Raw genomic sequence first — 12,984 nt, forward strand, 5'->3', positions numbered from 1 at the left:
GCTTCGGCGTCCACGAACGGAAGAGCGGGCGAACTTTCACCGGTTCGCCCGCTCTCGCTCATACCGGTCAGTAACCTGATCGGTCGTGACCAGTCGTTACAGATCCTCAGAGGGCGCCGCCGACACCATCGCGGACGCCGACTCCCGTACCCCGCGCCGCCGTACGGTCGTCAAGGCCGCGGCGGCCACCGCAGTGCTGGCCGGCCCGCTGGCCGCCGCACTGCCCGCCCGCGCCGCCGACGAGGCCCCCGCGTTCCTGCACGGCGTGGCCTCCGGCGACCCGCTCCCGGACGGCGTCCTGCTGTGGACCCGGGTGACGCCGACCGCCGACGCGACCCCGGGCTCCGGAATCGGCCCGGACACCGAGGTCGGCTGGATCGTCGCCCGGGACAAGGCGCTGACGAACATCGTCGCCAAGGGCTCGCTCACCGCGAGGGCCGGCACCGACCACACGGTCAAGGCCGACATCCGCGGCCTGGCACCGGCGACGGACTACTGGTTCCGCTTCTCGGCCGGGGCCGCCGACTCCCCGGTGGGCCGCACCCGCACCGCGCCCGCCGCCGACGCCACCGTCGCGGGCCTGCGCTTCGGTGTGGTCTCCTGCGCCAACTGGGAGGCCGGCTACTTCTCCTCCTACCGCCACCTCGCCGCCCGCGGCGACCTCGACGCGTGGCTGCACCTCGGCGACTACATCTACGAGTACGCCGCCGGCGACTACGGCACGCGCGGCACCTCGGTACGCGCCCACGCGCCGGCCCACGAGATCCTCACCCTCGCCGACTACCGCATCCGGCACGGCCGTTACAAGACGGACGCCGACCTCCAGGCCCTGCACGCGACAGCCCCGTGCGTCGCGATCTGGGACGACCACGAGATCGCCAACGACGCCTGGTCGGGCGGCGCCGAGAACCACACCGAGGGCACCGAGGGCCGCTACGCCGACCGGCAGGCCGCCGCGAAGCAGGCCTACTTCGAGTGGATGCCGGTCCGCCCGGCGATCGCAGGCACCACCTACCGCAGGCTGCGCTTCGGCAAGCTCGCCGATCTCTCCCTGCTCGACCTGCGTTCCTTCCGCTCGCAGCAGGCCGCGCTCGGCAACGGCGACGTCGACGACCCGGACCGCACCCTCACCGGCCGCGCCCAGCTGGACTGGCTGAAGTCGGGCCTCTCGTCGTCCGACACCACCTGGCGGCTCGTCGGCAACTCGGTGATGATCTCGCCGTTCGCCATCGGCGCGCTCACCGCCGACCTGCTGAAGCCGCTCGCCGAGCTGCTCGGGCTGCCGAAGGAGGGCCTGGCCCTCAACACCGACCAGTGGGACGGCTACACCGACGACCGCCGCGAGCTGCTGAACCACCTGCGCGCGAACGCGATCCGCAACACCGTCTTCCTGACCGGCGACATCCACATGGCGTGGGCCAACGACGTGCCGGTGAACGCGGGCACCTACCCGCTGTCCGCCTCCGCCGCCACCGAGTTCGTGGTCACGTCGGTGACGTCCGACAACCTCGACGACCTCGTCAACGTCCCGGAGGGCACGGTCTCCGCGCTGGCCTCGCCGCTCATCCGCGCCGCCAACCGGCATGTCCACTGGGTCGACACGGACCGCCACGGCTACGGCGTCCTCGACATCACGGCCGCCCGCGCGCAGATGGACTACTACACGCTGTCCGACCGCACCAAGGCGGACGCCACCGCGTCCTGGCAGCGCTCGTACCGCACCCGCACCGGCACGCAGAAGGTCGAGCGGACGTACGACCCGGTGTAGCCGCCGGCCGCCGGAGGCCGTGGCCTCAGAGGGAGTCCAGGAAGCCGAGTGCCACCCGCCAGGTGGCCTCGGCCGCCTCCTCGTCGTAGTCCGGCAGGCCGGGGTCGGTGTAGAGATGGCCCGCCCCCGCGTACCGGTACACCTCCACGTCCGCGCCCGCCCGGCCCATCTGTAGATACCAGGCGGTCAGCCAGTCGTCCGTCTCGAACGGGTCCGGCTCGGCGACATGCAGCTGTACGGGCAGCCCGTCCGTCGACGCGGTCGCCGCGATGTCCGACGTGCCGTGCAGAAGCAGCAGGCCGCGGGCCTTCTCGTCACCGAGGGCGAGGGTCTGCGCGACGGACGCGCCGAGCGAGAACCCGGCGTAGACCAGCCGGCGCTCCGAGTAGGGCGCGGCGGCCAGCACGGCCCGTCTGAGCAGCTCGTCCTTGCCGATCCCGTCCTTGGCGGTCATGCCCTCCTCGACCGTGTCGAACGTCCGTCCCTCGAAGAGGTCCGGCGTGACGACCTCGTGGCCGGCCGCGCGCAGCCGGTCCGCCGCGTCGCGCACCGCCGGCCGCAGCCCGTAGGCCGAGTGAAAGAGCACGATGTTCATGAGGACATGGTGCCAGCCGGGTACGACAACGCAGGTCCGGGCACTTATGTTCACACTCTCCGAACCTGGTTACGTTCTCTGTCATGGAGAACTTGCTCCGCCCGCTGATCGTGGTCGGCGGCTCGGTACTGCTGACACTCGTCATCGGCTGGGCCACCGACCTGCTGTTGCGCAAGGCCGACGAACGGCACGGCGAGGCCTCGCTCTGGGGTCTGCTGCGCCGCGCCCGCGTTCCCTACCAGCTTGTGCTGTGCACCGCGCTGCTCAGAGCCTCGTACGACCAGGCGCGGGTGCTGACCGAGCACCGCGTCGGCATCGGACAGACGCTGACGCTGGTGCTGATCGGGTCGGCGGCCTGGCTCGCGGTCGCCATCGCGGCGGCCGTCGTCGAGGCCTCGTACTCCCGCTACGCCAACGCGCGCGCCCAGCGCGACCCGGCCAGGGTCCGCCGGGTCCGCACCCAGGTGACGCTGATCATGCGGGTGGTGGCGGCCGTCGTCGGGGTGGTGGCGGTGGCGGCGATGCTGCTGACGTTCCCCGCGATGCGGGCCGCCGGCGCCTCGCTGCTGGCCTCGGCCGGCATCCTCGGCATCGTCGCCGGTGTGGCCGCCCAGTCCACGCTGAGCAACCTCTTCGCGGGGCTCCAGATCGCCTTCGGTGACATGGTGCGGATCGGGGACACCGTGGTGGTGGACGGCGAGTGGGGCACGGTCGAGGAGATCACGCTGACCTTCCTGACGGTACGGACCTGGGACGAGCGGCGGATCACCATGCCGGTGTCGTACTTCACGTCCAAGCCGTTCGAGAACTGGTCGCGCGGCACCCCGCAGATGACCGGCATCGTCTTCTGGCAGCTCGACCACTCGGCGCCGGTGCAGGCGATGCGCGGCCGGCTCCGCGACATCCTGCGCGAGATCCCGGAGTGGGACGGCCGCGCCTGCGACATCTCCGTCACCGACACCACCCCGAACACGATGGAGGTGCGCGCCCTGGTGACCGCGAAGGACGCCGACGACATCTGGACGGTCCGGGTACGGGTCCGCGAGCAGATGATCGACTGGCTCCTGCGCGAACACCCGTACGCACTCCCCCGCGTCAACACCGCCGACGCGACCCTCCCACCGGGCGTCAACGGCGCCCGTCCACCCGGCGATGGCTCCCCCCGCCGAGCAGTGGAACCCCACCGCCCGGACCGGGGCTGACCCTCGTAGCTGCGGGCAGGCGTGCCGCCGGCGCCCGTCCACCGGGCGAGGGCGGCCCGCGCCGAGCAGTGGAACCCCACCGCCCGGACCGGGGCTGACCCTCGTAGCTGCGGGCAGGCGTGCCGCAGGGCGGCACGGGTGGGCGCGGCGGCACCCCGTCGCGCCGGGCTGCGCAACGCCCCCGCCGGCACCCGCGACGCCCCCCGGGCACCCGCACCCCGGGGGGCGTCGCAGCTCACCGCAGGCTGCGTACATCCAGTTGCCGCAACACCCGATCCACCACCTCGGGATCGGACCCGGCCTCACTGCGCGCGGCCAGCACCTCATGCCGAGCCGCACTCAACATCTCCCGCTCGATCCGCCGAAGCCGCTTCACCCGCCGCGCCCGCTGCTCGTACGCCTCCCGCCGCTCCTCCTCCCCCAGCTCCGGATTGATCCGCACCCCGATCTCGTAGGCCCGCCGCAGCATCCGCTCGGACACCTCCTCCGGCAGCTCCTCGACCTCCTCGATCTCCTTCAGCCGGCGCCGAGCCGCCTTCGCCGCCCGGATCGCGAGCGTCCGCTCGAACTCCTTCTCCCGCTCGCTGTCCGCCTGCACCCGCAGCCGCTTCACCAGCCACGGCAGCGTCAGCCCCTGCACCACCAGCGTCGCCATGATCACGCCGAACGCGATGAACACGATCTCGTCGCGCTGCGGAAAGGGCGACCCGTCGTCCGTGTGGAGCGGGATCGCGAGCGCCAGCGCCACCGACGCCACCCCCCGCATCCCCGACCACCACATGACGATCGTCTCCCGCCACCCCGTCGGGATCTCCTCGTCGTGGTCCCGCCGCGCGTGCAGCCGTTTGGTCAGCCAGGTCGCCGGCAGCAGCCACAACAGCCGTACGAAGATCACAACGGCGACGATCGCGCCGGCCCACAGCAGCAGCTCGCCCCACCGACCGGACGCGGTGCGCAGGGCGTTGTGCAGTTCGAGGCCGATCAGGCCGAACGCGACGCCGGTGACCAGGGTGTCGACGATGTCCCAGAAGGTGTGCCCGGCCAGCCGGGTCAGCACGTCGTCGGGGTCGGTGGCGTACTCGGCGAGGAACAGCGAGGTGACGAGCACCGCGAGCACCCCGGAGCCGTGCAGTTCCTCCGCGGCGACGTAGGACGCGAACGGCACGAGGAGCGTCAGGCTGATCTGGAGGGTCGGATCGCCGAGCAGGTCGAGGAGCTTGTTCGCGCCCCAGCCGAGCGCGAGCCCGACGGCCAGCGCGACCACGGCGGACAGCACCAGGTCGAGCCCCGCCTGCCAGGGTGAGAAGGTGCCGCTGACGGCCGCGGCGATCGCCACGTGGTAGAGCACGATCGCCGTGACGTCGTTGAACAGCCCCTCGCCCTCCAGGATGGAGACCAGCCTGCGGGGCAGTCCCAGCTGTCCGGCCACGGCGGTCGCGGCCACCGGGTCGGGCGGCGCGACCAGCGCGCCGAGCGCCACGGCCGCCGCGATGGGCAGCCCCGGCACGATGGCCTGGGCGACGGCGGCGACACACACGGTGGTGACGAAGACCAGGGCGACGGCCAGCAGCAGGATCGGCCGTACGTTCGCCGCGAACTGCCGCCAGGAGGTGCGCCGTACGGCCGCGTAGAGCAGCGGCGGGAGGAGCAGCGGCAGGATCAGGTCGGGCGGGATGTTCACGTTCGGGACGAACTCGAGGACCGCCAGGACGATCCCCAGCAGGGTCATCAGGACCGGCGCGGGCAACCCGAACCGGTCCCCGACCGGGACACTCACCACGGCCCCGACCAACAGCACGAACAACAGGGCCAGCTGATCCACGGTCAGCGCTCCGGATGGTGGGCGGTCATGCGAGGACAGGCCTCAAGACTGCCACGGCACCACCGCCACCAGTGCGTTCGCCCCGTTCGGCTACAGTGCGCGCCGCATCGCGCGGTGCGGCATGTCGGCGTCGGAGAACTCCGGTCCGTACGCCTCGTAGCCCAGCCGTTCGTAGAAGCCCAGCGCGTGAGTCTGCGCGTGGAGGTCCACCGCGGCAAGCCCCCGCGCGCGTGCCGCGTCCTCGATGCCCCGCACCAGCGCGGCCCCGACACCGAGCCCGCGCGCGCTCTTCGTCACCGCGAGCCGGCCGAGCGAACCCACGCCCGGGTCGCCGTCGGTCTTCGCGGCGGCCGCCTCGCCGTGCAGCAGCCGCCCGGTGCCCAGCGGTACGCCGTCCGCGCGCACGGCCAGCACGTGGACCGCGCCCGGGTCGTACGCGTCGTACTCGATGTCCTCCGGTACGCCCTGCTCGGCGACGAAGACGTCCTTGCGCACGGCGAAGCACAACTCCAGGTCGGCCGGGTCCTCGGCGACCCGCACCACGTACGCCTCGGTCATCCGTAGGTCTCCTCGCGCACCAGGTCCAGGGCCTGCCGCAGGTCGTCGGGGTACTCGCAGGAGAACTCGACCCACTCGCCGTCCCCCGGGTGCTCGAAGCCCAGCCGTACGGCGTGCAGCCACTGGCGGGTCAGGCGGAGCCGCTTGGCGAGCGTCGGGTCGGCGCCGTAGGTGAGGTCGCCGACACAGGGGTGGCGGTGGGCGGCCATGTGCACCCTGATCTGGTGGGTGCGGCCGGTCTCCAGCTTCACTTCGAGCAGGGAGGCCGCGCGGAAGGCCTCGATCAGGTCGTAGTGCGTGACGGAGGGCTTGCCCTCGGCGGTGACCGCCCACTTGTAGTCGTGCTGCGGGTGGCGGCCGATGGGGGCGTCGATGGTGCCGCTGGTCGGGTCGGGGTGGCCCTGGACCAGCGTGTGGTACCGCTTGTCGACCGTGCGCTCCTTGAACTGGCGCTTGAGCGAGGTGTACGCGCGCTCGGACTTGGCGACCGTCATCAGGCCCGACGTGCCGACGTCGAGGCGGTGCACGATGCCCTGCCGCTCGGCGGCACCGGACGTCGAGATGCGGTACCCGGCGGCGGCGAGCCCACCGATGACCGTCGGACCGCTCCAGCCGGGGCTCGGGTGGGCGGCGACGCCGACCGGCTTCACGATCACGACGACGTCCTCGTCGTCGTACACGATCTCCATGCCCTCGACCGGCTCGGCCACCACCTGCACCGGCGCGGGCGCCTGCGGCATCTCGACCTCGAGCCAGGCGCCGCCGTGCACCCGCTCGGACTTCCCGACCACCGCGCCGTCGACCGTGACCTTCCCCGCGGCGGCCAGCTCGGCGGCCTTGGTACGGGAGAAGCCGAACATGCGGGAGATGGCGGCGTCGACGCGCTCGCCCTCCAGACCGTCGGGCACGGGCAGGTTGCGGATCTCGGGAACTGTACTCACCCGTCGAGTATGCCGGACGGGTCGGACAACGCCGTACGCCGACCGGTCGACGCCCGCCCGCCGAGCGCCGCGGACCAGCCCCTTGCGGGTCAGTCCTTGTGGGTCAGTCCTTGTGGACGGTGCCGTCCGGGTCGAGGCCGCGGAACGACAGCAGCACGATCAGGACACCGCCGCACACGATCGCCGAGTCGGCGAGGTTGAACACGGCGAAGTGCTTGGGCGCGATGAAGTCCACGACCGCGCCCTCGAAGACGCCGGGCGAACGGAAGATCCGGTCGGTGAGGTTGCCCAGCGCACCGCCCAGCAGCAGGCCGAGGGCGATCGCCCAGGGCAGGCTGTAGAGCTTGCGGGCGAGCCGGGCGATGACCACGATCACGGCCGCCGCGATCACCGTGAAGATGATCGTGAAGGCCTGTCCGAAGCCGAAGGCCGCCCCCGGGTTGCGGATCGCGTCGAACTTCAGCCAGTCGCCGATGACCTCGATGGCCTCGTGGTGCTCCAGCTCCGCGACCACGATGATCTTGCTGACCAGGTCGAGGGCGTACGCGAAGGCCGCGACGGCGAACAGCACGGCGATCCGCCGCTTGCCGCGCGGACGCGGGGCGGCCGTCTCCGGCTCCTCAGGAGTGTCCGCCGCGTCCGGGGTTTCCGGCGTACCGATGATGCGCTCCGCCTCTGCCACGTGAGTCCCTCAACCTAGGTGCCGACTGAGCACGAGGGTACGGCACACCTCTGACGGCCCCGGTGCTCAGGAGGGCTGCCGCGGGCGATCAGTACCGGCGCTCCTGCTTCTGCTTGCACTCCACGCACAGGGTGGCCCGCGGGAAGGCCTGCATCCTCGCCTTGCCGATGGGGTTGCCGCAGTTCTCGCAGAGCCCGTAGGTGCCCGCGTCGAGGCGCTGGAGGGCGTGTTCGGTCTGGATGAGCATCTCGCGCGCGTTGGCGGCCAGCGCCAGCTCGTGCTCGCGGGTGATGTTCTTGGTGCCGGTGTCCGCGTCGTCGTCCCCGGCGCCGTCGCCCGAGTCCCGCATCAGACCGGCCAGTGCCGTCTCCGACGAGCTGATCTCGTAGCTCAGCCGCTCCATCTCGGAGGACAGCTCGGTCCGGGCCTCGGCGATCTCCTCCGGGGTCCAGGGGTCCTCGCCGGGACGCACCGCCAGTTCGCCACGTGCCTTGGGTACGGCGGTCTTCGCCGCCGTGGCCGTGCCAGGAGTCTTCTTCGCAACCACGGTCGTGGCTCCCGTCTGCTCCGCGGCCTCGGCCGCACCCGCGTTCTTCGCCGTGCTCTTACGCCCTGCGGCCTTCTTACCCACCCGCTGCCCGCCGGTCCCCTCACCAACGGCACCCTTGCCAACCGGAGCCTTCTTGGCAGCGGCCCGCTCAGCCGCCGCCTTCTTGGCGCCCCCCTCCGCGGAGGCGGTCTTCTTGGCGACCGCTTTCTTGGCGGGTGCCTTCTTGGTGACGGTCTTCTTGACCGTGGCTTCCTTGACCGCTGCCTCCTTGGCCGGGGCTTTCCCCACAGCCGCCTTCTTGGCGACCGCCTTCTTCACGGACGCCGTCTCGGCGGACGCCGACTTGGCGGACGCCGACTTGGCGGACGCCGACTTGGCGACGGTCTTTTCCGCCGCCGCCTTCTTGGCAGGAGCCTTCTTGCCCACGGACTTCTTGGCAGGTGCCTTCTCGGCCGCGGACTTCTTGGCAGGCGCCTTCTTGCTCGCGGCCTTCCTGGCTGGCACGTCCTCCGTCGCCTTCACAGGCGCCGTCTTGGTGGCTGCCCGCGCGGTGGTCGTCTTCTTGGCAGGCACCCGCGCGGAGGCCGATTTCCCCGCTGCCCCCTTCGCCGCGGCCGCACCCTCGCCGGCCGCCCCCGCCACGGACCGCGCCGCCGTCTCCCCGGCCCGCACCGTCCTGACGGTCTTGGTCACCCCGGAAGACCCGGCAGACCCGGTGGCCTTGGTGGCCGCGGCGGACTTGCCCGCTGCCCCCACCGCTCGCTTCTTCCCGCCGACCTCCTTGGCCGCCCCGCCGGAGGCACTGGCATCGGTGCCCGGATTACGTGACCTGCCGGACGCCGACTGCTGTGCGGCGGACTTTTTCGCCACCATGGCCGCGGCCCCTTCACATATTGTGATCTTGCTCGCGAATCGTGCTGGGACGATAAATCGACTTGAGTCCCGCGGCAACGGGGCACGCCGCCCGATCCGCCCGCACCGTGGCCGCCACGCGGCCGGCATGCATCCGTTGTGCCCAGCTCCCCGCCGGGTAATCCGCCGCGTCGGACATCCCGGAACGCGCGCACGCACACCTCGCCATTCGGGTCATCCCGCACCCCGGACCGCACCCCGGACCGCACTCCGGACCACACCCCTCACCGCCCCGGCCACACAGGCCCCCGCCGGGGCCTCCGCGGGTGCGGGGAAACCGGTCGTCCGCTGTCCGTGCGGCGCCGTACACTGGGCGCAGCGAACGGCATGGATGGGGACGAGTAGCGGCGTACGCAGCCCAGAGCGACCCGGGGACGGTGGAAGCCCGGGGGCGAGCGCGACGTGAAGATCACCCCGGAGCCGCCGGAGGAAAGCCGAAGCCGCACGGCGACGGTCGGTAGAACCGGCTCGCGACCCCAATGAGGGGGCTCCCCGGAGCGCGTACGGCGCCCCGGAGGGCCAAGGAGGGTGGTACCGCGGGAGCGCGCCGCACACGGCGTCGAATCAGAGCTCTCGTCCCTCCGACGGAAGGCAGAAAGTCCGTTGGAGGAAGCTCGCCGATGACAGCGCCGACGTACCGCCAGGTACCCGCCCAGGTCGACCTGCCCGCACTGGAGCACGCCGTGCTCGACTTCTGGCACGACCAGAAGATCTTCGCCAAAAGCCTGGAGCAGTCCGAGGGCCGCCCGGAGTGGGTGTTCTACGAGGGCCCGCCCACGGCCAACGGCATGCCCGGCGCCCACCACATCGAAGCGCGCGTCTTCAAGGACGTCTTCCCCCGCTTCCGCACCATGCGCGGGTACCACGTGGCCCGCAAGGCCGGCTGGGACTGCCACGGCCTGCCGGTGGAGCTGGCGGTCGAGAAGGAGCTGGGCTTCACCGGCAAGCAGGACATCGAGGCGTACGGCGTCGCGGAGTTCAACGACCGGTGCCGTCAGTCCGTGACCCGCCACACCGACGCGTTCACCGAGCTGACGCACCGCATGGGCTACTGGGTCGACCTGGACGACGCCTACCGGACCATGGACCCCGAGTACATCGAGTCCGTGTGGTGGTCGCTCAAGGAGATCTTCAACAAGGGCCTCCTGGTCCAGGACTACCGCGTGGCGCCCTGGTGCCCGCGTGACGAGACGGGTCTGTCGGACCACGAGCTGGCCCAGGGCTACGAGACGATCGTCGACCCCTCGGTCTACGTCCGCTTCCCGCTCACCTCCGGCCCGCTGGCCGGGACCGCCGCACTCCTGGTGTGGACGACCACCCCCTGGACACTGGTGTCGAACACGGCGGTGGCCGCCCACCCGGACGTCACCTACGTCGTGGTGTCGGACGGCGAGGAGCGGCTGGTCGTCGCGGAGCCCCTCGTCGAGAAGGCACTCGGCGAGGGCTGGGAGCGCACGGGTGAGAGCTTCACCGGCGCCGAGATGGAGCGCTGGACGTACGAGCGTCCGTTCGAGCTGGTCGAGTTCCCCGCGGACACCCCGGCCCACTATGTGGTCAACGCCGAGTACGTGACGACCGAGGACGGCACGGGTCTGGTCCACCAGTCCCCCGCGTTCGGCGAGGACGACCTCCGGGTCTGCCGGGCGTACGGCCTGCCGGTGGTGAACCCGATCCGGCCGAACGGCACCTTCGCGCAGGACGTCCCGCTGGTGGGCGGCGTCTTCTTCAAGAAGGCGGACGAACAGCTCACCGAGGACCTGCGCGAGCGCGGCCTGCTCTTCAAGCACATCCCGTACGAGCACAGCTACCCGCACTGCTGGCGCTGCCACACCGCGCTGCTCTACTACGCGCAGCCGTCCTGGTACATCCGCACAACGGCCGTCAAGGACCGCCTCCTCGAAGAGAACCAGCGCACCAACTGGTTCCCGGACACGGTGAAGAACGGCCGCTACGGCGACTGGCTCAACAACAACATCGACTGGGCGCTGTCCCGCAACCGCTACTGGGGCACGCCGCTGCCGATCTGGCGGTGCGAGGACGACCACCTCACCGTCGTGGGCTCCCGCGCGGAGCTCACCGAGCTGACCGGCACCGACCAGTCGGCCCTCGACCCGCACCGCCCGTTCATCGACGAGGTCACCTTCGCCTGCCCGCAGTGCGCGAAGACGGCCACACGCGTGCCGGAGGTCATCGACGCCTGGTACGACTCGGGTTCGATGCCGTTCGCGCAGTGGGGCTACCCGTACAAGAACAGGGAACTCTTCGAGTCCCGCTACCCGGCGCAGTTCATCAGCGAGGCCATCGACCAGACCCGCGGCTGGTTCTACACACTGATGGCGATCGGCACCCTGGTCTTCGACAAGTCGTCGTACGAGAACGTGGTGTGCCTCGGCCACATCCTCGCCGAGGACGGCCGCAAGATGTCCAAGCACCTGGGCAACATCCTCCAGCCGATCCCGCTGATGGACCAGCACGGCGCGGACGCGGTCCGCTGGTTCATGGCGGCCGGCGGGTCCCCGTGGGCGGCCCGCCGGGTCGGCCACAGCACCATCCAGGAAGTCGTCCGCAAGACCCTGCTGACGTACTGGAACACGGTCGCCTTCCAGGCCCTGTACGCGCGCACGGCGAACTGGTCCCCCTCCGAGGCCGACCCGGCTCCGGCCGCCCGCCCGCTGATCGACCGGTGGCTGCTCTCCGAACTGCACGCCCTCACCGACCAGGTGACCCAGTCCCTGGAGTCGTACGACACCCAGCGCGCCGGCAAGCTGCTCTCGGCGTTCGTCGACGACCTCTCGAACTGGTACGTACGACGCTCCCGGCGCCGTTTCTGGCAGGGCGACAAGGCCGCGCTGCGCACCCTGCACGAGGTCGTCGAGACGGTCACCCGGCTGATGGCCCCGCTGACCCCGTTCATCACCGAGCGGGTCTGGCAGGACCTGATCGTGCCGGTGACCCCGGGCGCCCCGGAGTCGGTGCACCTGTCCTCCTGGCCGGAGGCGGACCTGACCGCCATCGACCCGGAGCTGTCGCGGCACATGGTGTTGGTGCGTCGTCTGGTGGAGCTGGGCCGTGCCACGCGCGCGGAGTCCGGCGTCAAGACGCGGCAGCCGCTGCGGCGCGCGCTGATCGCCGCGACGGGCTTCGACGCCCTCTCCCCCGAGCTGCACACGCAGATCACGGAGGAGCTGAACGTCGAGTCGCTGGCGTCCCTGTCGGAGGTCGGCGGCAGCCTGGTCGACACGACCGCGAAGGCCAACTTCCGCGCGCTGGGCAAGCGTTTCGGCAAGCGGGTCCAAGAGGTGGCGAAGGCGGTCGCCGAGGCGGACGCGGCGGCGCTGTCGCTGGCGCTGCGCGAGGGCACGGCCGCGGTGACGGTCGACGGCGAGACGATCTCGCTCGCGCCGGACGAGGTGATCATCACCGAGACTCCGCGCGAGGGCTGGTCGGTGGCCTCCGACTCGGGTGCCACGGTCGCGCTGGACCTGGAGATCACGGAGGAGCTGCGGCGGGCGGGGCTGGCCCGTGACGCGATCCGGCTCATCCAGGAGGCCCGCAAGAACAGCGGCCTGGATGTCGCGGACCGGATCGCGCTGCGCTGGACGGCTACGGACCCTGCGGTGATCGCTGCGCTGTCGGAACACTCGGCGCTGATCGCGGACGAGGTCCTGGCCACGGACTTCGCCCAGGGCGAGGCGGACACCACCTACGGTGCCGCGTTCACCGACGAAAGCCTGACCCTCACGTTCCGCCTCCGCAAGGCATAACCCCTCCCACAGGCGAGAGGGCCCGGCTTCCCCAGACCGGGGGGCCGGGCCCTCGCCCATAACCACAGGCAGCCGTTCACCGGACGCCCGGCGGGGGCTGATCGCGCAGTTCCCCGCGCCCCCAAAAGCAAAAGCCGACCCCGCGCAGCCGCGGCAGACGTGCGGCGCGCATCCACCCCACCCACCGCCG

Annotated in this window: 9 protein-coding genes; 3 read left to right on the plus strand and 6 right to left on the minus strand. The window is 71.4% G+C overall.

The window, feature by feature from the left end; genetic code table 11:
- The first annotated feature begins 85 nt into the window (after nucleotides 1-85).
- Nucleotides 86-1,768: an alkaline phosphatase D family protein gene (locus ACIQAC_RS01520; protein ID WP_402185967.1), complete on the plus strand. Its 1,683-nt coding sequence runs from the start codon at nucleotides 86-88 to the stop codon at nucleotides 1,766-1,768.
- Nucleotides 1,769-1,793: 25 nt separating this feature from the next.
- Here ACIQAC_RS01520 and ACIQAC_RS01525 read toward each other — a convergent pair whose 3' ends face one another.
- Nucleotides 1,794-2,363 carry a dienelactone hydrolase family protein gene (locus tag ACIQAC_RS01525; RefSeq protein WP_402185969.1) on the minus strand — a complete coding sequence of 190 codons (570 nt, stop codon included), beginning with the start codon at nucleotides 2,361-2,363 and terminating at the stop codon, nucleotides 1,794-1,796.
- Between the two features lie 83 nt (nucleotides 2,364-2,446).
- Between ACIQAC_RS01525 and ACIQAC_RS01530 the strand changes: the two genes are divergently transcribed.
- Nucleotides 2,447-3,565 (plus strand): mechanosensitive ion channel family protein, encoded by a 1,119-nt coding sequence (locus ACIQAC_RS01530; RefSeq protein ID WP_402185970.1) that lies wholly within the window; start codon nucleotides 2,447-2,449, stop codon nucleotides 3,563-3,565.
- 235 nt (nucleotides 3,566-3,800) lie between these two features.
- Here the strand turns inward: ACIQAC_RS01530 and ACIQAC_RS01535 are convergent, their stop codons facing one another.
- The 5 genes from ACIQAC_RS01535 to ACIQAC_RS01555 form a co-directional block, all read right to left on the minus strand.
- On the minus strand, nucleotides 3,801-5,387 hold the full coding sequence (locus ACIQAC_RS01535) for a Na+/H+ antiporter (protein WP_402185972.1): 1,587 nt from the start codon (nucleotides 5,385-5,387) through the stop codon (nucleotides 3,801-3,803).
- A 90-nt stretch (nucleotides 5,388-5,477) separates the two neighbouring features.
- Nucleotides 5,478-5,945, minus strand: a complete 468-nt coding sequence (locus ACIQAC_RS01540; protein ID WP_402185974.1) for a GNAT family N-acetyltransferase — start codon at nucleotides 5,943-5,945, stop codon at nucleotides 5,478-5,480.
- A complete protein-coding gene (locus ACIQAC_RS01545; protein WP_402185975.1) occupies nucleotides 5,942-6,886 on the minus strand; it encodes an RluA family pseudouridine synthase in 945 nt (314 codons plus the stop codon). The genes ACIQAC_RS01540 and ACIQAC_RS01545 overlap by 4 nt, the downstream gene beginning before the upstream one ends.
- Before the next feature lie 103 nt (nucleotides 6,887-6,989).
- A complete protein-coding gene (gene lspA / locus ACIQAC_RS01550) occupies nucleotides 6,990-7,568 on the minus strand; it encodes a signal peptidase II (protein ID WP_402185977.1) in 579 nt (192 codons plus the stop codon).
- Nucleotides 7,569-7,656: 88 nt separating this feature from the next.
- Entirely contained in the window at nucleotides 7,657-8,991 is a 1,335-nt protein-coding gene (locus ACIQAC_RS01555; RefSeq protein WP_402185979.1) for a TraR/DksA family transcriptional regulator, read from the minus strand.
- A gap of 659 nt (nucleotides 8,992-9,650) precedes the next feature.
- Between ACIQAC_RS01555 and ileS the strand changes: the two genes are divergently transcribed.
- Entirely contained in the window at nucleotides 9,651-12,794 is a 3,144-nt protein-coding gene (gene ileS / locus ACIQAC_RS01560; RefSeq protein WP_402185981.1) for an isoleucine--tRNA ligase, read from the plus strand.
- The last annotated feature ends 190 nt before the right edge of the window (nucleotides 12,795-12,984 follow it).

The organism is Streptomyces sp. NPDC088387 (assembly GCF_044753385.1).
Classification (GTDB): Bacteria; Actinomycetota; Actinomycetes; order Streptomycetales; family Streptomycetaceae; genus Streptomyces.